We start from the raw sequence: 26094 nt of genomic DNA on the forward strand, positions 1-26094 counted from the left end.
CTGCGGGCTGTAAAATGAGAACGATAAACAGGATATCCGGCCACGCTCTCTGCAATTCAAGGCGGCACCAGCTAACTGCGCTGGCCACAGTGTCAGGTTTCAGTTAACTGTTGCTTAAGATTGTCTTTATAACGCCGGGACAGGGCCAGAGTATTACCGCTGTACAACGTAATTTCACCATCGCCACTGCTTTGAAACTGCATGCTATCAATTTGGCGCAGGTTTACCGCCAGGCTGCGATGGGAGCGACAAAACCCCAGGGGTTCGAGTTGCTTTAAGGTGGCACTTAATGTTGCCCGTAATGGATAAATCCGGCCTTTACTATGCAGGTTGACATAGTTGCCGTTCGCTTCCAGCCATTCAATATCACTGTTTCGCAGCAGAAATTCGCGATCGAGCTTTTTTACCAGAAAATGTTCAGGCGTGGTGTCATCATCAGCTGTCACTGCGCCGCTGTTATTATCAGCAGCGTTCAACGGGTGTGCTTCGCCAGATAAGCGTGAATAGAAAAATCTTGCCAGAGTGTAACAGCAGAGAAAAAACAGGTAGGCCCAGGCGTCTTTGCGGTATTCATATAAAAAATCAGCCGTTAGTGGCTCAAAGCCGTAGCTGTCACCAGCCAGGGCATAAACGGGCTGGCGCAGCAGAATCATAATTAAAATATGTAACAATGCAAAAATTAAAGAGCCGGCCAGATGAAAGGCCAGTTGCCGGCCGATTTTGACCAGACGCAACGGCTGCTGCCGGAACCACCAGAACAGCAAGGGGCATAACAGCAGGGTGCTAACAGCGCTACTATATTCCCAGACTATCGGCTGCCACCAGAGATTACCGTTTGTTGCACTTCGCTGTAAATCTGTCCAGACCGAACTGGCATTTACCGCCGCATTCAGCATCAAAAATACAGCCAGCAGCAAATATCCAAACTTTTGCGGATGATGGACAATACGCTCTGCCAGCGATGTATGTTGCTGTTGGTCACTACTGCTCACTATTTGCCACCTTTTATCCCTGTCTGCCACCGCCTGACTATTTGGCGGTGTTAACCTAGTGTGTTGCTTAGCATACTGCTGAACTAACAACGCAGGCAACATACAGCAATAGGCTAAAGGGCAATTAATGTTAACAACATCTGCAACGACACAGGTTATACCCCGACGTTATGAACTGGACTGGCTGCGGGTGCTTGCTTTTGGCCTGCTGATTTTTTATCACACCGGCATGCTGTATGTGGAGCGCTGGGGCTTTCATTTTAAAAGCCAGTATTTATCGTCGTCGCTGGAATATCTGATGCTGTTGTCGTCACCCTGGCGCATGCTGCTTATCTGGTTTATTTCAGGCTATGCGCTTGGCGCAGTCATCCTGCATTGTGCTGGCTGGCGCCAGTATTTTAAGTTTGGGCTGCGACGCACGGTGATTTTGTTGCTGCCGCTGCTGGTTGGCTTGTGGCTGATAGTGCCACCACAGTTGTATGCCGAGATGGTACAAAAAGACGGCTTGTCACTCAGCTACTGGCAGTTTTATCAGGCGTTTTTCGATTTACAGCATCCACTGTTTGCAGATTATCAAAGTGGGGTCTGGCCGCATGTTGATGTAAACCACCTCTGGTTTTTAAGGTCGTTATGGCAGTTTACCCTGCTGGTACTGCTGTTAATGCCAATACTTAATAGCCGGCGGGTGCAGCAAGCTTGTCGTTGGTTGTTTCAGCTGGCTTTGCCCTGGCAGGTGTTTGCTTGGTCGCTTTTATTACTGGCTATCCGCTTTGCGGCAAGCGGTGATGCCGTCAGGGAGTTACAAGGCCTGGTTGTTTTTCTGCTGGGCATATTAGTCGTGCGTCAGCCAGATTTCTGGCAGCAACTGGCACAGCCTCGGCGCTGGCTGGGCTGGTTGTGTTTGCTGAACTACGGCGCGCTATGCGGGCTATATTTTTTGGCTTATCAGCCAGACCAACTGCCGGCGCTGCTGCAACCGGCGATTCTGCCCGGGCTGCACCTGAGCTTTTCAGTGCAGGCAGTAGCAATGCTGTGCTGGATACTGGTGCTGGCGCAGCGCTACCTGAGCAAACCGCACCGCAAGCTGGCATTGGCTAACCGTATGGTATTTCCGGTGTATCTGCTGCATCAGAGCCTGATTATTATTGCTGCGCTGTGGCTGACGCCTTTTGCACTGGGCGGCTTTACCGAAGCGGCTTTAGTGTTGATGGTTACGCTGTCAGGCTCGGCATTGTGCTTGCTTGTGTGCTGGCATTTGCCATTGCTGGCGCCGTTGGTGGGGCTAAGAACACCCTATCAATTCAGCACAGGCTGGCGCAAAGCAGGGTTATTTTGCGGCGCCTTGCTGGTAACGCCGCTGGTTGTAAACCTGTTGCTGTAGCTTGCCGCGGGCTGCAAGCTTTATTGCGGTTGCACTAACTCGTCAGGCAGCTGCCAACTGGTCGTCAGCAGTTCACCCTGCCAGGTTTGCAGAGTCAGCCAGACTTTATCAGTCGCGGTCAGCTGCGGCGGCGCGATGGCATGCACATGCTGGCCATGGCGGCTGCCATGTAAAATACCCTCTTCGCCCTGTTGTAATTCGGCCAGCGGCAACGGGGCAGGGCCAATATTCAGATAACCCTGACGAATAGCTGCAATATCACCCTGAGTAAAGCTCAGATAAAAGTCTTTTACGTATTCATCATGATGGGCATACGGCGGTTTTAAATCCAGTGGTATCGGGGCAATTTCAAACTGGCCCAGCTGCTGTGCCGGCCAGGCGGGTGGAAACTCAGGCGTCAGCGAGTCATACAAAAACCATAGTGGTAACAGCAGCACCAGGCCATTTAATTTAAACTTATGCTGTTGCCAGAAAACTTTACTTTGCACCATCCGGCACCTCCTGCAGGTTCGCTGCTGTGCGGCTGTCGCGTACAGCTTTCACCGTACGGCTGCCCCAGATCATAAAACCGGTAACTGACATGCCCGATAACATCAGGCCAAATAAAAACCAGATGGCTTTGGTCCAGATCCCACCAAGGGTGCCGTAGTGCAGCGGGTCGGCGATATGCATCACCGTTTGCAGAGCCGTCATCGTCTGCGGTGATTTCTGATGGGCAATCTCGCCGGTCCAGGGGTTAATGCTCAGGTTATAGGAATACTGATCATAAAAAATATGGTCGCCACCGCCCATCAGGGTGTACATGCCGCGATTATGCTCGGGTAACATTAAAAAGCTCGGCTGAAAGTCCGGAAAGCGCTGTTGTGCCAGCTGCATTGCCGCGGCAAAATCGACCGGCGGTGTTGCCGCTGTGCTGGGGACATCGCTGACTGCGACAATAGGCGCATGTGGCTCAATATCAATATCGGCATGCCACATCACCGCTTGCACCAGATACCACAGCCCGGTGGCGCTCATCACCATTAAAAACCAGATAGACCAGACCCCGGCCATGCGGTGTAAGTCAGTTAGCACGGTTTTTTTACCCTGATGCAAGCGGATTTTCGGCTGGGTAAAGCTACGCCAGAAGTTTTTGTAAATAATAAGGCCGGTAATCAGGGCACCCAACATCACCAGCGCCATCGCCGATACCAGGTAATAACCGACGCTGTAGCCGCTTTGCCACGGAAACAGCAACCAGCCATGCAGGCTGCGCATAAAGTTAATAAAGGTCATGCCTTGATTAATCTGCTGAATGTCGCCGCTGTACTGATTAACGTAAGCAATTGCAAACGGCTTGTCATGGTCGGTAAACATAACGGCATTAACCAGATAAGGCTCAAATACCATCACACTGCCAACATCGGCTGTCGGGTAGGCTTGTTGCACCCTGGCAACCAGCTCAGCTACCGGTTTGGCTGGCAGGTTATCCGGGTTGGTAGCGCGCGCCGCCGGATTGGTTAACCAGGTTAGCTCATGGCTGAATACCGCTATGGTGCCGGTTAAGCAGACAAAGCAGAAAATCAGCCAGATCGGCAGCGAAAACCAGCCATGTAATTGAAACCAGAAACGATTGCTCAGTTTTGCCATGAACGCCTTACCTGTGAAGTTATTGCTGAGGTTTACATCAGAATGCCATATTAATGATAATAAGAATGATTATCAACACTATTGTAATTGAGAGCTATTTGCATTTAGAATGCCAGCCATATTTATAACGAGGAAATGTAAGTATGAAGTATTCAGTATTAGCCGGTAGCATTGCCATGGCATTCGCTCTGCCCTCTATTGCCGCCGATAAAAGCCAGCAAGGCAGCAGTGCTGGTGAGGCCGGGATTGAGGTGATCACGGTAAAAAGTCAGCGCGGGCTTATTTCCTATGTCAGCGCTTCGGGCACCAAGTCTGATACGCCAATTATTGAAACGCCGCTATCCGTTTCGGTGCTGACCGAAGAGCGGATTGCTGATCTGGGTGCGTTAACGGTGCAGGATGCGCTGGGCTATGTTTCAGGGTTATATAATGGCCCTTACGGCCTGGATACCCGTGGTGACTGGGCGCAAATTCGTGGTGTGTCGCCGGTGCAATATCTGGATGGCTTAAAATCGTTATTTGGCTTTTATAATAATGTACGGGTAGCGCCTTATACGCTGCAGCAAATTGAAATACTGAAAGGCCCCAGTTCAGTGTTGTATGGCCAGGGGTCAATTGGCGGTATCGTTAATTTAGTCAGCAAAAAACCAGAGCCGGTAACCAGTGGTCAGCTATGGGCTCAGCTGGGCAACTATTCACGAAAACAACTGGCCGGCGATATTACCGGTGCGTTAAATGATGATGCCTCATTGCAAGGCCGGCTGCTGGCATTGTGGCGTGACAGCGACACCCAGACCGACTTTGTACCGGATAACAGCCTGGTACTGGCGCCTTCAGTCAGCTGGCAAGCTAGTGACGCGACCAAAATTACCCTGCTGGGTAATTTCCAGCAAAATGAATCTGGCTCCAGCACTCAGTTTTTTCCGCATCAGGGCACTATTTTGCCGAACGAGTTTGGCCAGATCCCCAGCAACCGTTTTGTCTCTGAACCGGGCTTTGATAAATACGACACTGAGCAAACTGCAGTAACGGCAATTGTTGAGCATGATGTGTCCAATGAGTGGCAGTTGCGCTTAGCCAGCCGTTACAGTGACAGCCATGCTGATTACCATACGATGTATGGCTGGCCACCGGTGCTGCAGGATGATAACCGCAGTGTTAACCGGGTAGTGTATTTAAGCGATGCCGATGCCCGTGCCCTGACCAGCGATTTGCAGCTGCATGGCAAACTTTATACCGGTGCGGTAGAGCACAGCCTGGTCGCCGGCTTCGACTTTCAGCATGCCTACACCGATAACGACAGTTTTTATGCGGCAACAGGCGGCTTACTGGATTTGTATAATCCGTTGTACGGCCAGGTCAATAATCTGCCTGCTGTAGCCGATATCGCCGATAGCCCGTCCAGCACCACTTATCAGGCCGGGGTTTACGTACAGGATAATATGAAAATCGCAGACAGGTGGCTGCTATCGGCGGCTTTGCGACGGGATCGCGCTACCACCAATCCGCAAACTGGCAGCAGTACTACCCAACATGCCACCACGGGCCGGTTAGGGTTAATGTACTTATTCAATGGCGGGATTTCACCCTACCTGAGTTTCAGCGAGTCGTTTGAGCCATTACTGGGCACCGATGCGTTTGGCAAAGCCTTCCAGCCGAAAACAGGCCAGCAATGGGAGGCGGGTTTAAAATATCAGCCCAAAGGCACGGAGCATCTGTTAACCGCTGCTGTATTTGATATTACCGAGCAAAACCGTACCACAACGCTGTCGGCAGCCCAGGCTTCAGATCCCGCAGTCATTAACCCGAAAGGCCAGGTACAGGATGGAGAGGTAACATCAAAAGGTGTTGAACTAGAGGCTCAGTTGGCCTGGGATGAGCTCGATATCTACGCCAGTTATGCCTATATCGATGCTTATGTCAGCCAGAGCAATACAGTGGGGGAGTTAGGCGCAACCTTAGCAGCACAGCCAGAACAGTTAGCGTCAGTCTGGGCCACCTGGCGCCCGACGGTGCTTGCTAACTGGCAGTTTGGCGCAGGGGTACGTTATGTAGGCGAAACTTCAGATGGCTCTGCCTATGTTGAACAAAATGGCGTGGTGTTAAACCAGCCGCTGACCACCGCCAGCTACACGCTGATTGATGCGATGATCGGTTACGACTTCGGCGCTTACAGCCTTAGCCTGCAGGCCCAGAATATCACCGATAAAACCGTAATTACCTCCTGTCTGGCCCGGGGAGACTGCTTCTATGGTCAGCGCCGTTCTGTTAGTGCAAATCTGCGGTATTCTTTCTAAGCTGATAACATTAATCTGTCAAAAAACTGGCGGCATTCGCGGCCAGTGCACTGGCGGCATTGATGCAGCAGTTACAATTAGGGGCAGGTTTCAGCTGAGCCTGTAACTAAGGCTGATACTCAGGCAAAACTCAGCACCAGGCTGATGATTACCCCGGTGACGACCAGTTGCAGCAGGCAAAAGCCCATAATGTCTTTGGCTTTCAGGCCGGCAATAGCCAACACCGGTAAGGCCCAGAACGGTTGAATAAGGTTAGTCCAGGCATCGCCCCAGGCTACCGCCATGGCAACCCGGCTGACATCCGCCCCCAGCTCCAGCGCAGCGGGCAGCATAATCGGGGCCTGCACTGCCCACTGGCCACCACCGGAGGGTACGAAAATATTGACGATACCGGCACTGATAAAACTCCAAAACGCTAAGGTTTCGGCCGTGGCAAAACCCACAAACCACTGCGACATACTTTGCGCCAGCCCCGATTGCACCATAATCGCCATAATGCCGGCATAAAACGGAAACTGAATCACAATACCGGCACCGCCTTGAATCGCCTGTTGCAGGCTATGCAGCAAGCGCCGTGGTGTACCATGCAGTACTATCGCCAGGAATAAAAATAAAAAGTTCACGATATTCAGGTTAAGGCCGCCACCTTTAGCAAAATACTGCACCAGGTAAGCAATGCCGGCTAAACCAACTAACAAAGCCAGCAGCAGGCTGTTTTCCAACTTATCAGCCGGGCGTTCATTGTTGTCATTTGTCAGTGGCACGCTTTGCAATTTTGCCGGGTCGACATAGACACTGTCACCCGCCTTGGGCAGCATTAAATAATTGACCAACGGTATGGCCACAAATAATAACGCCAGTAATAACAGGTTGAAGCCGGCAAAAATGGTGTTGCTGGTACCTATTACCCCAATTTGTGCTTCGCTGAAATGGCCGGTGGTGGCGATAGTGAGTGGCACCGAACCCGCTAAGCCGCCATGCCAGACAATAAAACCGGAATAGGCGCTGGCCACCAGTAAGCGGTAATCAACCTTTACTTGCCGCGCCAACGCTTTAGCGAATAATGCGCCGACCACTAAGCCAAAGCCCCAGTTCAGCCAGCTGGCAATGAGCGATACCACCGTTACCAGAATAATGGCCTGGCCGGCTGATTTGGCCAGCCTGGCTAAGCGCTTAAGGATACCGGTAACCAGAGGCGTGCTGGCCAGCATAAAGCCGGTTACCAGCACCAGTAGCATTTGCATCGAAAACGTTAGCAGGCCCCAGAAACCATCGCCCCAATACTGCAGTACTTGCAGCGGTGACTGTTGTTCAAGTAGCACTGCAGCGGCAAACACCACTATGCTAAGCAGCAAGACAAAAATATAGGGATCAGGCAGGTAGCGGTCGACCAGTTTTACCAGCGGTTTAGCGGCAGCGTTCAGCATCACAGGCTCTTTGACTAAGTTATTGTTATAAGCGTTGTAGGTACCTTAGCCAGTTTAGCTGAAAATGAAAAGGCACCAACAGGTGCCTTTAACGGAGGGGTAAAGTTTTTACCAGATTATTCGGTATCAGCCATCGCCAGAATACGGCTGCGCAGTTCTTCATCCTGCTGTGCCTGTTGGGCGATTTGGTTGTATTCTTCAGTGGTTAAGCCTGACGCTTGCACGGCTTCAACCATTTCCTGCTGTGCTTCCTGCTGAATTTTCTGTGCTTCGGCGGCATCTTCAGCGTTCTGAAACTCAGCTTCATATTTGCTGCCGACTTGCTGCACACCTTCCATTGCCATGCTGAACTTCAACAAGGTCGCGTCGTTAAAGTTGGTGGTTTGTTGCTGCATCTGAGGCTGCGCTGGTGCCGGATTGGCCTGCGCCTGAGCTAACTGAGCGGTGCCTGCCATGGTTAAGCCTGCTAGTACGACTGCCAGATATGATTTACGCATAGGTTTCTCCTTTATTTGAGTTCGCTTTAACTGTTGCTACTTCCATGCCAACTATTAAAAATAGTTTTATATCAATAACTTAAACTTTTTTAGATTGGTTTTCAGTAAGTCGGGTACGATTTTGTGTATACTTTAGACACACTAAAGGATGGGTTGTGACAAAACTAACCAACTTATGGCGCTGGCCACTGGCGAGCTTACAGCGACGTTTATTTTTTTACGTGGTATTGCCGATGTTGCTGCTGGCGGCGCTGGCCATGCGTTTTGGTCTGAGTTTCACTAATACGCTGGTAGCCGACAGTTTACGCTCGGATCTGGAGTTGATTGGCCGGGCAATCCGGGTGCCGATAAGTGACGCCCTGCTGCAGCAGGATACCGCGACAATTAATACGTATCTTGAGTCAGTATTTACCATTGGCCGGGTGTATGGTGCCTCTGTGTATGATACCGAAGGTGGTCTGGTTGCGGCGACCGGGGTGACTGAGCGCGATCTGTCCCACAGCCTGGTCGCCTCTGAGGTGGTTAGAACCGGCCAGTTACAGGATAGCTACCGTTCAGTGTCCGGTGAATCGGTATTTTCACAGTTTTTGCCGATTGTCGACCGCTCCGGCCGGATCCATGGCCTGCTGCAAATTAACCGTAAACAAAGTGATTTTTCCCGCTCGCTCAGCCAGATGGCCGAGTTGGCCTGGCTCAGCTGGCTGGCCCTGGCAGTGTTGAGTCTGCTTATTATGTGGCTGGGTCATAACAGTGCGGTAGGCCAGCCGGTCGCCCGGTTAGTGGCCAGTATGCGCCGGGTAGCCGCCGGTGACAGCCAGCACAGAGCCGATACTAATGGCCCGATTGAACTGCGGGAGCTCAGCCGCGGCCTGAATAGCATGCTGGATCATATAAATAACAGCAATGCCGCTATTTTGCGCCAGCAACAGGAGCGGGAGAAGCTGGCGCAGCAGTTAAAAGCCCAGGAAACGATGGCAGCCGTCGGCCAGGTAGTTAGTGGTGTCGCCCATGAGCTGGGGGCGCCGCTCAGCGTGATAGATGGCCGGGCCCAGCGCCTGCTGCGTCAGCAAACCGATGACGACAGTAAACGCCAGCTGGAAGCAGTGCGAGGCCAGGTTGCCCGCTTAAACCGGATGGTGCAGCAATTACAGGCCTTTGCCCACACCCCGGTGGCGCCCCAGCAGCAAATTGCGCTGGACCAGTTGTTGCAACAAGCACTGCACAGTTTAAGTTTCGAACAACAGGAGCAGGACGTTATGCCGACCCTGGCTGAAGGTTACCCGCAGCTTAGCCTGCAAGCTGATGTGCCGCGACTGGAACTGGCACTGGTTAATGTCTTACGTAATGCCATGCAAGCCGCTGATAGCCGGGTAGAATTAAGCGCCGAAATTCAGGGTACTGAGCTGTGGCTGCGGGTGCAGGACGACGGCCCCGGCTTACCCGAGAGCCTTACTGCAGACGAGCTGGTAGCGCCTTTTGTCTCTACCAAAGTGCAGGGTAAAGGTACCGGGCTCGGCCTGGCGATTGTGCAGCAAATTGTCCAGGCTCATCAGGGCCGGGTGTTGTTGCACAATCTGGCCGCTGGCGGCTGTGAAGTCTGCCTGATCCTGCCATTAACCTCAGCAGCGCTAACCTCAGTACAGGAGTAAGTTTATGTCCGGCCCGCAACAGATAGCCGTGGTGGAAGATGACCCGGCATTAAAAGAGTTACTGCAGGAAGAGCTTACCGGGCTGGGGTATCAGGTGAGTGCCTGCGACAGTGCCGAGGCGTTATTGGCATTAACAGCTGACCAGCAGTTCTCGTTGGTGATAAGCGATATCCGCTTGCCCGGGATCAGTGGTATGGAGCTGCTGGCGCAACTTAAACAGCGCAATAACCCCCCTGCGCTGCTGCTGATTACCGCCTTTGGTACCGTGCGTCAGGCGGTGGCGGCCCTGAAACAGGGGGCGGATGACTTTCTGACTAAACCGCTGGATCTGGAACATCTGGCGTTAGCTGTTCAGCGTTTATTGCAGCGTCAGGCATTGCAGCAGGAAGTGCAGCAATTACGTCAATCAACCCGCCAGACCGGCCCGGGCGGCTTAGTAGGTAACAGCAGGGCGATGCGGTTACTTTATCAGCAAATTGCCCAGCTGGCACCTGCACAGGGGGCAGTGCTTATACTGGGCGAAAGTGGCACCGGCAAAGAACTGGTAGCGCGGGCCATTCATCAGCAAAGCCCGCGCAGTAACAAGCCCTTTATTGCGGTAAACTGTGCTGGTATTCCGGCCGAGCTGATGGAAAGTGAGTTTTTTGGTCACGCTGCCGGGGCCTTTACCGGTGCAAGAAATGCCCGCACCGGATTATTAAAAGAAGCTGACGGCGGCAGTTTGCTGCTGGACGAAATTGCCGAAATGCCACTGTTATTGCAGGCCAAACTGCTGCGGGTATTACAGGAAGGCAAAATCCGACCGGTGGGCAGTGATCAGGAAGTAGCGGTTGATGTGCGGATTCTGGCGGCAACCCATCAGGATCTTGAGCAATATGTAGAACAGGGCCAGTTCCGGGCTGATTTATTCTACCGGCTGGAAACGTTCAGCCTGGCCGTGCCGCCACTACGGCAGCGGGCAGAGGATTTGGAATTGCTGGCCAGCCATTTTGTTGGCCGGTTTCAGCAGCAGCAACAAAAGGCCGTGCAGGGTTTAAGCCAGCAGGCACTGGATTGTCTGTACCGCTACCCGTTCCCGGGCAATGTCCGCGAGCTGCAAAATGCCATCGAGCGCGCTTTTACCTTTGCCAGTGGCCAGCACATTGCGGCTACTGATTTACCGGAGCGGATCCGCAATTATCAGCCACCCTCTGACAGCGACGTGCAGCCAGCCAACAAAAGCTGGCCGACCCTGCAACAGCTGCAGCAGAATTATGTGCAGCAGGTGCTAAATCATACCAACGGTAATAAACAACGGGCGGCGCAAATGCTGGGGATTACCCGCCGCACGCTGTATCGCTGGCTGGAAGAGCCACCGGCGGAGCCGGAATGAATCTGCTCAGTGCTATTATCAGCCAGCTGCAGCTGACACCTGCTGCAGCCACCGCCTATCAGCAGTTATTGCGGCAACTGCTTAAGCCATTATTAGCTTTGCCACGACCCGTTGTTATCGGTATCACTGGAGCCCAGGGCACTGGGAAAAGCACCCTGGCCAGCGTGCTGACAGAACTGCTTATGTCGCAAGGTATTGCCGCCGGCAGCGTATCGCTGGACGATTACTATCTGAGTAAAGCGCAGCGCCGGCAGCTGGCAGAAAAGGTACACCCCGTGCTGGCGCAGCGCGGTGTACCGGGTACACATAATATTGCGCAGGCACTGGCCGATGCCAGAGCAGTGCTGGCCGGCCAGCCGATAGCCTTGCCGCAGTTTGATAAGGCTCTGGATGAACCTGCCGCTGCCTTACCGGCACAAACGCTGGATATTCTCATTGTTGAAGGCTGGTGCCTGGGCGTACCGGCGCAAACCGAAGCAGAACTGGCTACCCCGGTTAATGAACTGGAAGCCACAACAGATGCTGATGGCCGCTGGCGACATTATGTAAACCAGCAACTGGCCGGGCTTTACGCAGAATATTGGCGGTTAATGACGCCACTGATTTGGCTACAGGCACCCGACTGGGATTGCGTATGCCGCTGGCGGGCACAGCAGGAACACAAACTGTCGCAAAGCCGTGGTAAAGGCATGACAGAGGCCGAACTTGCGCGGTTTATGTTGCCATTTCAGCGCTTAACCCTGGCCAGCTGGCAACAGCTACCGGCTATTGCCAGCTATACGGTGCTGTTGGATCAACAGCACCTACCCACCTTACTGGCTGCTGATTAACTGCAACACCGGCTGTAAGGTACGGCCGAAATGAATTTGTAAGGTAGTTTGCTGGCGTGGCGCCAGCCGCATCACCACTGACGAGCGCACTATCCACAAAGAGCTATCCTGTGTCGGAATACTGGTTACTCGCTACACTGAAAGTCTGCTTCCAATGTAGTTAATTTCTGTAATTCATTGAGTTTAATTCTCTTTTTTTTCTGAAGTCTGTAAATGGAGAATAGACACAATGGTGAGACAATGAAGCTGTAGAACAGCAGCAGGTCAGTTGGTACTTCGGTAACTTTCCGCCATTGCAGTAACCACAACAAGCCAGCGAACAATATGATTGCAGCACATGACAACTGGATATAACGATAGTACTGCAGGCTAAGCTGGCAGGCCTGGCGGCGAAACTTCAGTAAGCCCCAGCTTGTCCAACTGTCATAGGCCAGAATAGGCCGGTGTACCTTCCAGCTTACATACAGTGAGCTTAGTGCCCCCACAGCTAAAAAAACTGCAGCTAAATATCCTACAGCATCCGGCATGACCAAGACCAACCAGCAAGCGGCGGCGGCCATAATAACGGCGCCCAGCCATTCGCCGTACATTAAAAATTTTTGCCCGCGCTGACGCTGGCTGGCCTGAGCTAAATCTGCCGCGTTGGGCGGCGTTTCCTTTGCTACTGGTTGCTGCTGCCAGCTTTTTGCCAGGGCGGAAAAGTCAAAATTATCGGCCATGTTGCATTAACTCCATCAATTCTGTTTTGGCGCGGTTTAGCCGCACTCGCACCGCACCATGGCTGATCTGCAAAATAGCTGCGATCTCTGGTGCATCCAAATCTTCCATTGCCAGCAAAATAACCTGCCGGTTGGCGGCAGATAACTGCCTGACTGCCAGCATTAACTGCTGGCTTTGCTGTTGCTCGCCCAGCTGTTCCGACGGGCAACCGTCAAGCAGCTGTTGCTGCATGTCATCATCCAGTGGTTGCCATTTATGCCGCTGTGCCCGGGCAATATGATCTACTGTCACATTGTGTACTATCCGAAACAGGTACGCCCGCGGCATCTCCGCTGCTATTAGCCGGTCTGCTGCCTGGTGTATCGCCAGAAAAATATCCTGTTTTAAATCCTGTCGTGCGGCCGGGTCTGCTTCGTTGGCCAATAAAGCGCGACTAATAGCGCCCTGATGCTGCTGCCACAGCTGCATTACAAAATCGGTCGGGTGTTGTCCGCTGTCTGGTCCTGTTTTCAAAGGTTGCTGCCTTGCTGTCAAGTGGTGTATCCGGTGACGCTGCTTTATACCGCGCTCACCTGTTAAGTCTGGGCAATGGTGCCAAGTGTTACACAAAAAAATAAAAAAATAATCTGTAACACCTGACAAAAATTCAACGACTTAACTTGCAACAACTAACTAAAACCGGAGCCAGAATATGAAAAAAGTTTTGTCATCAACTGTTATAGCCTCGCTGTTGAGTCTTTCGGCAACTGCACAGCAGCCATTGCCGCCCACGGTGTTGTACTACAACGCGACCCTGATAAACCCGGCCACCGAGCAACAATTGGCTGATGGCTGGCTGTTAGTGAAAGATGGCCGCATAGTGCAAATGGGCCATCAGCAAGCTGATGCGAGCTTACCAGCAGCAACAAAGAAAATTGATTTACAGGATCAGTATGTAATGCCTGGGCTTATTGATGTGCACCTGCACCTTACTGCCGGCCCTCACCGGGTTGAGATGCAGGATGGCAAGCCGGTACTGACGATGAAAGGCGATAGCGAAATAACCCGTTATCATGCTATCAGTACGCTTGCCAGCGGGGTGACTACAGCGTTCAGCCCTGCAGGCGAAGCTGCGGCTAATGCTGAGTATGTGCGTCAGCAGCAGGCGGGAAACTGGCCAGGGCCAAAGCTCAGCTATGCAGGCTATATCTTTGAACCCACGCCGATTATAGGCGGCTCTGTCCATCCTAAAGATGAAGCTGGCTGGCAGGCGGAAATTGCCAACCAACAAGCGCAGGGTGTCGATCACATCAAACTTTACGCGGGTCTTAGCAAAGAAGAAGTAGCAATGGGGGTGCGCCTTGCTAATCAGGCAGGTCTGAAAACAGTAGCGCATCTGGATAGTGTCAGCTGGCAGTTCGGGGCAGAATTGGGGATTGATATTTTAACTCACGCCCTGCCAACCAGTGCTGAACTGTTAACCGGTGCAGCCAGAGATGCGTATTTGATAGAACGCAAAAACCTGGCTAATCAAAGATTTATCTACAGCTGGTTTCAGCACGTTGACTATGACAGTGAGCCAATGCAGCGGTTGATCCGCACCCTTAAAAAACAGCAAACCCGGATAGATCTCACGCTGGTAGTCAACGAATTGTTTTACTTTGCCCGGGAGCTGGGTGCACTTTATCCGGAAACCGATTTGTGGGTGTTTCATCCCCAGATGCGCAAAGGATGGCGTGCGGTGATGGCAGCGCCAAGCTATGACTGGACAGCAGAGGACTTTGCAGCTGCGCAGCAGCAATTACCCAAAGTACAAGAGTTTTTTAAGCGGCTTTACGATGCTGGTGTGCCACTAGCTATCGGTACCGACAGCGTGGCCAGTGGCCCCTTCTATCTGCGTGAACTGCAGCTTAGTCAGGCGGCGGGCCTGACAAACTGGCAGGTATTGCAGCTGGCTACGACAGGCGGTGCCCGTCACCTTCAGCTAACCGATACCGGGCAACTGGCAGAGGGTTTTGTTGCCGACTTTATTGTGCTGCCAGCCAACCCGGTAACTGATCTCGCTGCCCTGTCAACCTTGCAAACCGTGGTGCAGCAAGGTAAAGCCTGGCAGGTTGATGACCTGAAAGCACAACTTACTTCGTTAACCGCAGTTGAACTGTAACCACACGCTGTATCAAAACTAACAAACTGACTAACAACAAAGAGGATTCAAAAATGGAAACTATACAAACCTATTTCGCGATATTTAACAACGCCTGGCAACAAGCTGATTGGGTATTTCTGCTGCTGTTTGGCCTGTTTTTTCTGGCCGTGTGGTTTTTACCCAGCCTGCTGGCGCTGCTTCTGAACCGCCGGCATGCCGGTAAAATTGCGCTGCTAAATGTACCGGCTGGTTTTTCTGTCATCGCCTGGGTCGCGTTGTGTGTGTGGGCGGTTACCGGCAAACTGGGCGATAAACTGGCTGCCAAGGCAAAGTTAGCGCCAGTGGCGGAATAAGCGCTGGCTTATATTGTCACTTTATCTCCTTCATTTAAAATCAGCAACGGCACCTGGCTTTTCAGGCGCTGTTGCATATTCAGTAACCGCAACAATGCCGAGTGTGAGCTGTGATCGCCCATTTGCCAGCTGGCATTGCCATAGCCCCACGGGATCATCACCTTACAGCCCAGCTCGCCGGCTACCATCAGCGCATCTTCCGGTGTCATATGTACTGCCCGGTAATTTGGGCCATGGTAAGACGCTATGGGTAGCAGGCAGATATCAACTGCGCCGTAGCGTTGCCTGATATCGCTGAAATGCTTCGAATAACCGGTATCGCCGGCAAAAAACAGCTTTTTGTCACCATGTTGAATTAACCAGCCTGCCCAAAGCGCCTGGTTTTCATCACTAAAGGTGCGGCTGTTAAAATGGCGGGCCGGCAACGCATGAATAGTGAGTTCGCCCTGTTCAGCACTGCTGTACCAGGCCATTTCTGTGGTGTTATAGCCTCCTGTGGGTAAATAAGACGCCATACCAAACGGCAGGTAGTAGTGGGCATCGCGGCCAATTCTTTTTATATCGCGGGTGCTGAAGTGGTCATAATGCAGGTGTGAATATAACACCGCATCAGCACGCTGTAATTGTTCAGCACTGAACTCTGGTGTCATAGCGCGCTGTTTAATACCCGTTAAGTGCGCAGCCCAGCTAACCGGCCAGTCGAACTGGCCGGTTACCGGGTCCAGCAATACGTGCTGGCCATCAGGTGTCTGAATACTAAAGCTGGCATGGCCCAGCCAATGCACACTAAAACCACTTTTCAGCTCGGGAATTTGTTGTGGCCCGGTGTAATAACATTGCTCTGCCGGGGCTTCACATGCTAACTGTGGATGGGGCTGATAACAGTCTTGTTCGCAATTGGCTGGATAAGGAATATTGCCATAATACATATTACGAAATGGCTGCCTGGTTTCTAGCAGCTCTGCTGCGTTGTCAGGATGGCCGGCAAGTTGCTCTACATTATTGCTGCTACTGCAACCATACAGCACCGTTACTATGCTCAGTAACATCAAAAGGGGCAGTAACTTTTGCTTCATAAGGTCCCTGACAGCAGTGTGGTGTATAAGGTAGAACGTTTTAATTATTTGTAGCTGAAATTAGCAGTGTCCCTGAAACGAGTCAATCAGATATTTAGCGAAAAATTATGCCGGCTCAACGTTTTGAGCCGGCACATATTAGATGGCAGGGCTGATATAGATTCGTTAATGTGCTTTTGCAGAGTCTTTTTGCTGATCGCGCAGTTTTTGCTCTAGCTTTTCTATTTTTTCCTGCGCCTGCTCACGATAACGGGTTAGTCGTTCAATTGTTGCCGTAGCATTACTTTTAACAAAGCTGACTTGCTCTTCCAGCTGCTGTTTTTGTTTGGTCCAGCCATTTTTATCGACCAGCATCTCTTGCATTTGATCACGTTGTTGCTGCAATTCATCGCGTAGTTGCTTGATGGTTTCCCGCTGCTCGGCCTGATGATTGGCCGTTATTGCGCTCTGCTCTTTCATCATATTATTGCTGGCGCGCAATTGATCGACCAGCTGTTGTAAATCGGGCTGGTCACTACCTTGTTCACTTTGCAGCTGTTGCAGGTGGTCAATTTGCTGCTGCAGTTCGCTGACCAGATTGCGTTGTGAGTCTGCTTCCTGCTGTGCCGCTTCCCGTTCTGCCTTCAGGCTGTCCAACGCTGCTTTATGATCAGCAACCAGCTGTTGCTGGGCGGCCAGCGCCGCTTCCAGTTCCGCATTATTGTCAGGTTGTTGCTTACTTTGCAGTTTTGCCAGTTGCTTCTGTTCAATAGCAACCTGATCCAGAGCAGCGTCACGCTCCTCCGTCAGGCTGGCTTGCAGGGCTTCCAACTCGGCAACTTGCTGTAACGCCTGATCGCGCTCAGCAATAATTGCTGCTTGCTGGCCATTGTCAGCATTGGCATTACCACTTTCTTGCTGCGCCTGCTGTAGCTGGTCAAGCTGCAACTGCAGCCGGCGGCTTTGCGCAACCGCCTGCATTTCAGTTTTGGTTGCCTGTTGCAGTTTGTTTTCAAACTCGCTCAGCATGGTTTGCAGTTCAACAATTTCATTGTTGCTTTGTTGCTGCTCAGCCGCATATTTTTTCGCGGCAACCTGTAACTTTTCCAACTCTTGCAGTTGCTGCTTGTTAAGCTGTTGCTGGTCCTGGAGTTTCTGCTCCAATGCCAGGGCATTAGTCAGTTTGTCCTGTAAAGCCTGCTGTTCTGAGCTGGCTTCAGCCAGCTGATTTTGCAAGTCAGCTAACTGCTGACTGTGCTGCTCGCTTTGCTGCTGTAACTCCTGCTGCAAATGCTCATTGGTCTGCTGTAATGCTTTAAGCTCGTCGGCAGCTTTGACTGCCGCCTGTTCAGTGGCGGTCAGTTTGTTATTCGTTTCTTCCAGTTGCTGTTGCAACTGTTGTAGCTGCTGCTGGCCTTGTTGTAGATCGTTTGCTGCCTTTTCCAATTCCTTTTGCAGCTGCTGTTCACTTTGTTGCCGTTCAGTGGCGGCTATTTCCAGCTCTTTCTGCAGCTGATCCAGCTGCATCTGATGCTGTTCCTGAATTTGTTTTGATTCGGCCAGCTCCTGCTGCTGACTTTTTGCATGCTGCAATGCCTGGTCACGCTCATCCTTAACAGCACTGTATTTTTCTGCCTGCACGGCGAGTTGCTGTTGCTGATGAGCCAGGCTAACCTCGAGTTCTGAGCGCTTCTGCTGCAGCTGTTCAAGATCTTTCTGAATTTGTTGATTATGCTCTGCGGCCTGTACCTCAGCCTGTATCGCCTGAGCTAACTGCTCATTTAGTTGTTCCAGCTGTTTACTGGCATGCTGCTGGGCTTCCCGCTGAAAGGCCGTGACAAAATCTTCACTAAAGGATGTTTCGGCTACGGTAGGGGTGCGGGTAGCCTGTTCGTTACGCCACTTCTGATAATGCACAACCAGACTGGCCTGAGCACCAGACACTTTCGCCAACAGATAATCGAGCGACACCGGTTTGCCAGCTTGCTGCAATTCATCACAGATCTTTTTGACTTCACTATATTGGGTCATAGTTATACATCCGATTCACTACTTTGATTTTGCAGAACAACTTTAAACAGCACAAGAAGCATACTGTAGTCGTTTTTGACTAAAAACTAAATTTTTATCACATTATTTTTGCATTTATCTGCCATACCAACTAAATTAACTGTTAATTTATACAGTACTGGTGGTTATTATGATCCTTTACATCGCTGAAAAACCCAGTATGGCGCGGGCTATTGCAGCTGCATTGCCCAAGCCGCAGCATAAAGATGCCGGATGCATCCGCCTCGCCAATGGTGACGTGATCAGTTGGTGTATTGGTCACTTACTGGAGCAGGCTGAACCACAGGATTACAACCCTGATTATAAACGCTGGCAAGCCGGGCATCTACCTATTATTCCGGCTAAGTGGCAGTTAAAAGCCCGAAAGTCGGCCCAGCAACAGCTTAATATTTTACAGAAGCTGATCAAACAAGCCGACCAACTGATCCATGCGGGCGATCCTGATCGGGAAGGTCAGTTGCTGGTAGATGAAGTTATTGCCTGGTGCAACGTTTCTCCGGCAAAGCGGGATAATGTTAAACGTTTATTAATCAATGATCTGAATACAGCTGCTATTCGTCAGGCATTAAAACAACTGCAGCCCAATAAGCATTTCGTGCCACTTTCCACCTCGGCACTGGCCCGCAGCCGGGCCGACTGGTTGTACGGCTTGAATATGACCCGGGCTTATACCCTGCGTGGCAAACTTGCGGGATATCAGGGGGTATTGTCAGTCGGCCGGGTGCAGACCCCGCTGTTGGGCCTGGTGGTCAGGCGTGATGCAGAAATAGCAGACTTCACCAGCGTAACTTACTATCAGGTACAGGCGGAACTGGTTAGCTACAACGGAGCCACTATCAGCGCATTATGGCAGCCGAGCGCGGCCTGTGAACCCTACCAGGATGACGAAGGGAGGGTATTATTGCAGGCACTGGCGGTTAAAGTGCAGCAGGCAATTAAAGATAAGCCCGCAGAGGTGACGAACCTGCAGCAGCAGGACAAAAAGCAGTATGCGCCACTCCCTTACAGTTTGTCTGCACTACAAATAGATGCTGCCAAAGCTTATGGTTTAAGTGCGCAGCAGGTACTGGATAGTTGTCAGCAGTTGTATGAGCGACATAAGTTGATTACCTACCCGCGTTCGGACTGTCGCTACCTACCCACGGCACACTTTGTTGACGCAGCCAAAGTAGGGCAGGCAATAGTCAAAAATGTACCTGCACTGGAGGCTGCGTTAGCCGGGGCAAATTTGCAGCTGAAAAGTAAAGCCTGGGATGACAGCAAGGTGGAGGCCCACCACGCGATCATTCCAACCGCGAAAACCTTGTCGGCTGACAGGCTGACTGCCACTGAACAAAAGCTATATGGGCTGATTGCCCGCCAGTATCTTATGCAGTTTTACCCGGCCTGTCGTTATACAGACAGTAAAGCAGAGTTTCGGATTGCAGGCGGCTGCTTTGTGGCTAAAGCACGGCAGCAAATTCACCCGGGCTGGAAAGCGTTGCTACCCGCCGCCGCTGATAACGAGCGGAGCAAAGTTGCTACAGCGGGTAACGAGCCACCACTGCAACAGGGTTTACCTGAACTGACTGTCGGGCAGCAATTGCGTTGCTGCGATAGTCAGTTGCTGGAGAAGCAAACTCAGCCGCCGGCACCGTTTACGGATGCTACTTTGCTAAGTGCGATGACCGGCATTGGCCGTTTTGTAAAGGACCCGCAAATCAAGCGGATTTTAAAGGACACTGATGGCCTGGGCACTGAAGCAACGCGCTCTGGCATTATCGAGTTGTTGTTTAAACGGAATTTTTTACAGCGGGAGGGTAAACAAATTCGTGCGACAATAGCTGGCAAGGCATTGATAGCGGCGTTGCCGCCAGAAGCCTCTTTGCCGGATATGACCGCGCGCTGGGAGGCGGCTTTAAATGATATTTGCCAGCGACAGCTAAGTTATCAGGCATTTATGCAGCCGTTGACAGAGAATCTGCAGCGGTTAATCAGCCAGGCAGATGCAGTAAATCCGCAGGGGTTGGGCACTGGCATGCCGCAGACGTGGCGTAAAAAAGCGACTAAAAAACGCGGAGCGTCAAAGTTTACTGGCAGCAAAAGCGGCAAACAGCAAAAATCTTATCGCAGTAAAACAGCAACTAAAAGTGGTTCCGGCTCTGCTGCAAATAGCACGACAACTGTATGAATTAGTTAATAAGTGTAATAGCGCTGGTAAGCCGGGCTACAGCTGATTATCCTCACAGCACTATTTATAACAGTGCGTGCAGGAGAAAGCCTTGAGTAAGCCAACATTTGTGTCAACTTTGGTTGCAGCCACTATGCTGCTGGTCAGTCAGCAGGCATTAGCTACGATTGTTCAGGTTAAGACCAGCCTGGGTGATTTTGAAGTTAATTTATTTGATGAAACCACGCCGGTAACGGTGCAGAACTTCTTAAGTTACGTCAACAGTGGCCGTTATGACGAGACTGTTATTCATCGTTCGGTGCCAGGCTTTATCATTCAGGGCGGTGGCTTTCGCTTTGATGAGCAGCTTCCGTTAACCCCTATCCAGACCAACGCGGCTATTGTCAATGAACCAAAGCTTTCTAACGTGCGGGCAACCATTGCCATGGCAAAGTTACCGGGCAACCCGAATAGTGCGACCAGCCAGTGGTTTATTAACCTGGCAGATAACAGCGCCGGCAGCCCCAGACTGGATATTGTTGAAGGTGCCTACACGGTTTTTGGCCAGATAACTGCCGCAGATATGGAAGTGGTAATGGCGATTGCCAACTTGCCCACTTACAATTTTACCGGCATTGAGGGATTACCTCTGAGAAATTACACTGCTAATGATCGCGCCGACAATGTGCCATTAAATAGTACTAATATGGTAACTGTTGAAAGCATTACTGTAGTGGACGCCAGGCCAAACAGTGCCGCGGGTTTAAACCCTGTACCCAATACATTGTTACCTGAGCCTGAAAGTAGTTCTGGTAGCAGCAGTCTGGCGTTACTATTACTTGGGCCCTTACTCTGGTGGCGTCGTCGCCAACAATAGTCAGCCGGCGTTGACGATAATCAGTTTGTAGCGTGGCAGATTACCTGCTGCGCTTTCATGTCTTTATAGTAACTATTAATTATTAAAAACCATTTTTTATATCAAATAGTTCTGCTGAATCAGCCTGATATTGGTTTTCCTCGCCTACACTTAACTCTGTGTGCTTACAACGGTGCAACTCTATGTTGTTGCTTTATAAGAAGGTGACGTGAATGATAGTGTTAGTTGGTGGTGAAAAAGGTGGTAGTGGTAAAAGCTGTCTGGCTCAGAATATAGCGGTATATTTTTCCCGTGAAAAAAAAGCCAATGTGATGCTGGTTGATTGCGATCCGCAGCGAACCACGTCTGACTGGGTGCAGGAAAGGCATATGGATGCCAGTCTACCCTGGATTAATTGCGTGCAGATGTATGGCAAAATCCGCTTTGAATTAAAAAGCCTGGAAATGCATTACGATGTGGTTGTGGTTGACTGTGGTGGCCAGGACAGTGTGGCACTTCGCTCGGCAATGGTGGTTGCCAGCCATGTGTTGTTTCCGCTGCGGCCTAAGCGGCGCGATTTAAAAACGCTGGAACATCTGGAAGATCTGGTCAGCGCCTGTAATATTGTTAATCCTGACATGATAGTCGGTTGTGTTATGACCCAATGTCCGTCGTTACCGAACCAGGCCCCGCGGATCATCGATGCCAAAGACGTTTGTAAGTCATTTAATATCCGGGTGCTGGAAAATATTACCTACAGCCGGAATATATATGATGATAGTGAAGAAAAAGGCTTATCGGTGATGGATGTAGATGGTGATGGCAAAGCCGCTAACGAAATTCGGGCAATTATTGAAGAACTCCTGGCAATGAAGGCGATACAAGAAGATGGCGCTGAGCGACCTGAAGAAAAAGTGTTTGCAGTCAAATAAACCGGCTTTTACTGCCGACGAGTTTATTGAAGATGCTAATAATTACGCGCTGGGACTGCCGCGTATTGTTAGCTTGCGCAAACAATTGCCGGAAGAAGATGACACCACCCGGCTGCCGATGCGCCATGCGACGTTTACCCTTAGCGAAGAAGCAATCGCCGCGTTAAATGATCTTAGTGAGTTGACCGGCGAAGCCAAGTCAAAACTGATACGCCGCTTAATTCTGCGTGCTACCCAGCATGTGCAGCTGGAATTGACGCAATTGCCCACCACAAAAAATAAAACCGGCGTTGATTAGGCCGGTTTTATAATCTGAGCAGCTAAGGTGTTATTTCGCCAGAAACGCATAAGCGATAGTAAAGGCAGTTTCCTGAAACCCTTTTAAGCCAGTATCTTTAAAATCAACCGGTAATGGATGCTGTTTTAGTTTTTCTTTAATCGCATTAGCAGATAATATCTGGCTGGGACATTTGTTGATAAGTTGAATTGCAGCTTCAATTTTAAAGCCAACGGCACCGCCGGCAAATTTGCCTTTCTGTGGCCGCTCTTTAATGACCAGTTGCTCAATTTTGTAATCTTCGACCAGCTTCGCCAGATTGAACTGAAACTTCTGTAAACTTTCTGCGTCTTTGTCATTGGTTAAAGCCAATCTGGTTTGCCGGCACTCCGGTAAGTCGAATAAGCCGTCTTTAAATGCCATCAGGCATAAGATTGCTTCACTGCCTTTAATTTCAATTCCACATACACGCATAATAAGTCTCAATAGTTTTGTGCCCGGGTTAAGGGCTGGTTAGTGCTTCCATCTGGCTGTCGATAATGCTGCAGCTCTGGCGCAGAGGTTCACCAAACAAAATAGGGTTAAAGTCACGATTTACACAATAACGCTGGTGAAAAACCAGCAGACTTTCTTTTGACGCCACTGCTTTGTCTAACTGCTGTTGCTGGCCTTCGCCCCAGTTAGCAGCAAGGTCTTTAAACTGCTTTTGAATTTGCCGCATCGCCTGCTCGTCAGACATTTTACCGGAGCTAGGCGCGTTGTCCAAAATCAACCCATAAATCTGATCGCGATAAGGCCTGAGCAACTCATGATCAGAGAAAGTCAGGAGCAATAACACAATAACAGCTAACCAAAAAAACTTTTTCATCTGATAGCGCACCTCAAAAATCGCAGTCGCTATTGTAAAGTATTTTTGGCAAAGGCGCATCTGCTGCTCCCGGGCTTATTTTATATCAAATATTCTGCTGCCAAGGCTGTTATACTTGCTCTTAGCGCAGCAGCGGGTCAGAGGTAGCAGTGGACAACAACCGTATCGATATAAAAAACATCCCGGTTAAGGTAGAAACCTATAAACCAGAGCAGCCAAACCAGACTAAATACGCTTCCCGTGACCGGATATATGTCCGCTCAGTTAAAGGCCTGCACCAGAGTCTGCGCCGCAATATGGGCTTTATTTTTATGGCCCTGTTTATGCTGTTGCCGTGGATCCAGTACAACGGTAGCCAGGCTATTCTGCTAAATATCGGCGAGCAGAAATTCAATATTTTCGCCCTGACCCTGTGGCCGCAAGACTTTACCATCCTCGCCTGGATTTTTGTGATCGCGGCCTACGCTTTATTTTTTGTTACCGCATTTTATGGCCGGGTCTGGTGTGGTTATCTTTGTCCGCAATCCGTGTGGACTTTTATTTTTATGTGGTTTGAAGAAAAAATTCAGGGCAGTCGTAATCAGCGCATGACATTAGATCAGGCGCCATGGACAGTATCGAAGTTTGCCAAAAAAGCCCTGACTCACTTTTGCTGGCTGGCGTTTGCTTTGCTTACTTCCCTGATATTTGTTGGCTACTTTACTCCTGTCGGCCCACTTTTCATTGAGTTTTTCACCTTTCAGGCCGGCTTCTGGGCGGTGATCTCAGTACTGTTTTTTGCTGCCTGCACGTATGGCAATGCCGGTTGGATGCGGGAAATTATGTGTACCCACATCTGCCCCTATGCCCGTTTTCAGTCAGCAATGTTTGATAAAGACACCTTTACCGTTACCTATGATGAAAAACGCGGCGAAACCCGGGGCCCGCGCAGTCGTAAGGACAAAGATTATAAAGAAAAAGGCCTGGGTGATTGTATCGACTGTAACCTGTGTGTCCATGTCTGCCCTACCGGTATTGATATTCGCAATGGCCTGCAGTACGAGTGTATAAACTGTGGTGCCTGCATTGATGCTTGTGATGACACTATGGCGAAAATGGGCTATCCGCCAGGCTTAATAAGTTACACCACGGAGCACAGCTTAAACGGCAAACCTACCAAGGTACTACGGCCTAAGCTGGTCGGGTACTTCGTTATTCTGTTGATAGTGTGTGCCGCCTTTGCCACCAACCTGTATCTGCGAAAACCGCTGGAGCTGGATATTATCCGTGACCGCGGTGCGCTATACCGGGAAACGCCGGAAGGCCTGATTGAAAATACCTATACCCTGAGCATTATTAATAAATCGCAACAGGCTAAAACTTATCAGTTAGCGGTGTCAGGGGTAAACAATTACACCTGGCTTGGCCCGACTGAAATAACGATTGCCGGCGGTGACAGTACCAATGTACCGGTTAGTCTGGCGCTTGACCCATACAGTACCGCTAAACCGGTATTGGATATTGAGTTCAGCGTTACTGAGTTGTCGGACGATGGCCATAAAGTCAGCCAGGGGAATAAATTCTTTGCCGGCCGTTAACAATGATGTCATCAGCCGGTTTGACTTTGCCACCCTCGGACCGGAACTGATATTAGATGCACTGCTGCAACTGGGGCTGGATGTCAGCAGCGGCCTGCTGGCGCTTAACAGCTACGAGAACCGGGTGTATCAGTTTACCGCTTATCCTGATCAGAGCCTGCAGCCGCAAAAGTATGTGGTGAAGTTTTACCGGCCTGAACGCTGGAGCCCACAGCAAATTCAGGAAGAGCATGATTTTGCGTTTGAACTGGCAGAGGCCGACATCCCGATGGTAGCGCCACTGCGCTTTGATGGCGCCAGCCTGCTGCAATATCAGGGTTATTATTTTGCGGTATTCCCCAGCCGGGGCGGCCGCACGCTGGAAGTGGATAACGACGAACAGCTGGCGATGTTAGGCCGCTTTCTTGGCCGGATGCATCAGGTTGGAGCTAAAAAAACGTTTAGCAGCCGGCCGACTTTCAGTGTCAACAGCCACCTGCTGCAAAGCCAGCAGGTGCTGGCAAAACTACAGCTTATTCCCGACTATATGCGACCGGCATTTGATACTGTGCTGCAGCAGGTAATAGCAGAAGCCAGCCGTCAGTATCAGCCTGGCCGGCAAATCCGCCTGCATGGCGATTGTCACGCCGGTAACTTGTTCTATGTCGATCAGGGCCCGTTTTTTGTCGATCTGGACGATTGCCGCACCGGCCCGGCTATTCAGGATATCTGGATGATGCTGTCAGGTGATCAGCAGGAACAGCGGCTGACCCTGGAGCTGATGTTAGAGGAATACGAGCAGTACTGTGATTTTGATCCTGCGGAACTAAAACTGATCGAGCCACTCAGAGCAATGCGTATAGTGCACTATATGGCCTGGTTGGCGCGACGCTGGCAGGATCAGGCTTTCGTGCAAAGCTTTCCCTGGTTTGCCACCGATAAATACTGGGAACAACAATGTCTGGTGTTAAAAGAGCAGCTGGCATTATTGCAACAACCACCGCTATCACTGGTGCCAGGATACTGACAATTTGCTAAGCTAGTGGCTGAGTCAGCCCG

24 protein-coding genes are annotated in these 26094 nt (G+C 50.9%); 13 read left to right on the forward strand and 11 right to left on the reverse strand.

Annotation, left to right across the window (positions count from 1 at the left end; translation table 11 throughout):
* Positions 1-92 precede the first annotated feature (92 nt).
* Positions 93-992 (reverse strand): LytTR family DNA-binding domain-containing protein, encoded by a 900-nt coding sequence (locus CRO03_RS05060; protein ID WP_245861487.1) that lies wholly within the window; start codon positions 990-992, stop codon positions 93-95.
* Between the two features lie 127 nt (positions 993-1119).
* On the opposite strand from CRO03_RS05060, the gene CRO03_RS05065 reads away from it, so the two are divergent.
* Positions 1120-2373 carry an acyltransferase family protein gene (locus CRO03_RS05065; protein ID WP_097110548.1) on the forward strand — a complete coding sequence of 418 codons (1254 nt, stop codon included), beginning with the start codon at positions 1120-1122 and terminating at the stop codon, positions 2371-2373.
* A 20-nt stretch (positions 2374-2393) separates the two neighbouring features.
* Here CRO03_RS05065 and CRO03_RS05070 read toward each other — a convergent pair whose 3' ends face one another.
* Positions 2394-2864, reverse strand: coding sequence for a hypothetical protein (locus CRO03_RS05070; protein ID WP_097110549.1), 471 nt, complete (start codon positions 2862-2864; stop codon positions 2394-2396).
* A complete protein-coding gene (locus CRO03_RS05075) occupies positions 2851-4002 on the reverse strand; it encodes a PepSY-associated TM helix domain-containing protein (protein ID WP_097110550.1) in 1152 nt (383 codons plus the stop codon). Before CRO03_RS05075 ends, CRO03_RS05070 begins: the two co-directional genes overlap by 14 nt.
* Before the next feature lie 143 nt (positions 4003-4145).
* On the opposite strand from CRO03_RS05075, the gene CRO03_RS05080 reads away from it, so the two are divergent.
* Positions 4146-6299 carry a TonB-dependent siderophore receptor gene (locus CRO03_RS05080; RefSeq protein WP_097110551.1) on the forward strand — a complete coding sequence of 718 codons (2154 nt, stop codon included), beginning with the start codon at positions 4146-4148 and terminating at the stop codon, positions 6297-6299.
* A gap of 119 nt (positions 6300-6418) precedes the next feature.
* Here the strand turns inward: CRO03_RS05080 and CRO03_RS05085 are convergent, their stop codons facing one another.
* Together CRO03_RS05085 and CRO03_RS18600 are read right to left on the reverse strand one after the other, a co-directional pair.
* Complete coding sequence (locus tag CRO03_RS05085) at positions 6419-7726, reverse strand: short-chain fatty acid transporter (protein ID WP_097110552.1); 1308 nt, start codon at positions 7724-7726, stop codon at positions 6419-6421.
* A 116-nt stretch (positions 7727-7842) separates the two neighbouring features.
* Complete coding sequence (locus tag CRO03_RS18600; RefSeq protein ID WP_097110553.1) at positions 7843-8223, reverse strand: DUF4168 domain-containing protein; 381 nt, start codon at positions 8221-8223, stop codon at positions 7843-7845.
* Between the two features lie 155 nt (positions 8224-8378).
* Here CRO03_RS18600 and CRO03_RS05095 point away from each other — a divergent pair, with 155 nt between their 5' ends.
* Genes CRO03_RS05095 through CRO03_RS05105 form a run of 3 tightly spaced genes read left to right on the forward strand, consistent with a single transcriptional unit; the run spans position 8379 to position 12074 of the window.
* Complete coding sequence (locus CRO03_RS05095; RefSeq protein WP_212682345.1) at positions 8379-9872, forward strand: sensor histidine kinase; 1494 nt, start codon at positions 8379-8381, stop codon at positions 9870-9872.
* 4 nt (positions 9873-9876) lie between these two features.
* The gene (locus tag CRO03_RS05100) at positions 9877-11244 is read left to right on the forward strand and encodes a sigma-54-dependent transcriptional regulator (protein ID WP_097110554.1); all 1368 of its coding nucleotides are present in this window, start codon (positions 9877-9879) and stop codon (positions 11242-11244) included.
* Positions 11241-12074: an ATP-binding cassette domain-containing protein gene (locus CRO03_RS05105; protein WP_097110555.1), complete on the forward strand. Its 834-nt coding sequence runs from the start codon at positions 11241-11243 to the stop codon at positions 12072-12074. The genes CRO03_RS05100 and CRO03_RS05105 overlap by 4 nt, the downstream gene beginning before the upstream one ends.
* A gap of 125 nt (positions 12075-12199) precedes the next feature.
* On the opposite strand, the gene CRO03_RS05110 is transcribed toward CRO03_RS05105, so the two are convergent.
* A complete protein-coding gene (locus tag CRO03_RS05110) occupies positions 12200-12793 on the reverse strand; it encodes a hypothetical protein (RefSeq protein ID WP_097110556.1) in 594 nt (197 codons plus the stop codon).
* Positions 12783-13307 (reverse strand): RNA polymerase sigma factor, encoded by a 525-nt coding sequence (locus CRO03_RS05115; protein ID WP_212682346.1) that lies wholly within the window; start codon positions 13305-13307, stop codon positions 12783-12785. The genes CRO03_RS05110 and CRO03_RS05115 overlap by 11 nt, the downstream gene beginning before the upstream one ends.
* A 178-nt stretch (positions 13308-13485) precedes the next feature.
* On the opposite strand from CRO03_RS05115, the gene CRO03_RS05120 reads away from it, so the two are divergent.
* Positions 13486-14937 (forward strand): amidohydrolase family protein, encoded by a 1452-nt coding sequence (locus CRO03_RS05120; RefSeq protein ID WP_097110558.1) that lies wholly within the window; start codon positions 13486-13488, stop codon positions 14935-14937.
* A 53-nt stretch (positions 14938-14990) separates the two neighbouring features.
* Positions 14991-15272, forward strand: coding sequence for a superinfection immunity protein (locus tag CRO03_RS05125; RefSeq protein ID WP_097110559.1), 282 nt, complete (start codon positions 14991-14993; stop codon positions 15270-15272).
* An 8-nt stretch (positions 15273-15280) separates the two neighbouring features.
* Here the strand turns inward: CRO03_RS05125 and CRO03_RS05130 are convergent, their stop codons facing one another.
* On the reverse strand, positions 15281-16348 hold the full coding sequence (locus CRO03_RS05130) for an MBL fold metallo-hydrolase (protein WP_097110560.1): 1068 nt from the start codon (positions 16346-16348) through the stop codon (positions 15281-15283).
* A 165-nt stretch (positions 16349-16513) separates the two neighbouring features.
* On the reverse strand, positions 16514-18358 hold the full coding sequence (locus CRO03_RS05135) for a coiled-coil domain-containing protein (RefSeq protein WP_097110561.1): 1845 nt from the start codon (positions 18356-18358) through the stop codon (positions 16514-16516).
* A gap of 169 nt (positions 18359-18527) precedes the next feature.
* On the opposite strand from CRO03_RS05135, the gene CRO03_RS05140 reads away from it, so the two are divergent.
* From CRO03_RS05140 to CRO03_RS05155, 4 genes are all read left to right on the forward strand, one after another.
* Complete coding sequence (locus CRO03_RS05140) at positions 18528-20567, forward strand: DNA topoisomerase III (RefSeq protein ID WP_097110562.1); 2040 nt, start codon at positions 18528-18530, stop codon at positions 20565-20567.
* Between the two features lie 91 nt (positions 20568-20658).
* Positions 20659-21423: a peptidylprolyl isomerase gene (locus tag CRO03_RS05145; RefSeq protein WP_212682347.1), complete on the forward strand. Its 765-nt coding sequence runs from the start codon at positions 20659-20661 to the stop codon at positions 21421-21423.
* Between the two features lie 212 nt (positions 21424-21635).
* On the forward strand, positions 21636-22334 hold the full coding sequence (locus tag CRO03_RS05150; RefSeq protein WP_097110563.1) for a nucleotide-binding protein: 699 nt from the start codon (positions 21636-21638) through the stop codon (positions 22332-22334).
* On the forward strand, positions 22321-22632 hold the full coding sequence (locus tag CRO03_RS05155) for a globin family protein (protein ID WP_097110885.1): 312 nt from the start codon (positions 22321-22323) through the stop codon (positions 22630-22632). Before CRO03_RS05150 ends, CRO03_RS05155 begins: the two co-directional genes overlap by 14 nt.
* Positions 22633-22662: 30 nt before the next feature.
* On the opposite strand, the gene CRO03_RS05160 is transcribed toward CRO03_RS05155, so the two are convergent.
* Together CRO03_RS05160 and CRO03_RS05165 are read right to left on the reverse strand one after the other, a co-directional pair.
* The gene (locus tag CRO03_RS05160) at positions 22663-23085 is read right to left on the reverse strand and encodes a DUF3010 family protein (protein ID WP_097110564.1); all 423 of its coding nucleotides are present in this window, start codon (positions 23083-23085) and stop codon (positions 22663-22665) included.
* A gap of 28 nt (positions 23086-23113) precedes the next feature.
* Positions 23114-23479 (reverse strand): hypothetical protein, encoded by a 366-nt coding sequence (locus CRO03_RS05165; protein WP_097110886.1) that lies wholly within the window; start codon positions 23477-23479, stop codon positions 23114-23116.
* Positions 23480-23628: 149 nt separating this feature from the next.
* Between CRO03_RS05165 and ccoG the strand changes: the two genes are divergently transcribed.
* Both ccoG and CRO03_RS05175 read left to right on the forward strand, forming a co-directional pair.
* Positions 23629-25056 carry a cytochrome c oxidase accessory protein CcoG gene (ccoG, locus tag CRO03_RS05170; protein WP_097110565.1) on the forward strand — a complete coding sequence of 476 codons (1428 nt, stop codon included), beginning with the start codon at positions 23629-23631 and terminating at the stop codon, positions 25054-25056.
* Positions 25043-26062, forward strand: coding sequence for a serine/threonine protein kinase (locus tag CRO03_RS05175; RefSeq protein ID WP_281256373.1), 1020 nt, complete (start codon positions 25043-25045; stop codon positions 26060-26062). Before ccoG ends, CRO03_RS05175 begins: the two co-directional genes overlap by 14 nt.
* The last annotated feature ends 32 nt before the right edge of the window (positions 26063-26094 follow it).

It is taken from the genome of Arsukibacterium tuosuense, from assembly GCF_900215315.1.
Lineage (GTDB): Bacteria > Pseudomonadota > Gammaproteobacteria > Enterobacterales > Alteromonadaceae > Alishewanella > Alishewanella tuosuense.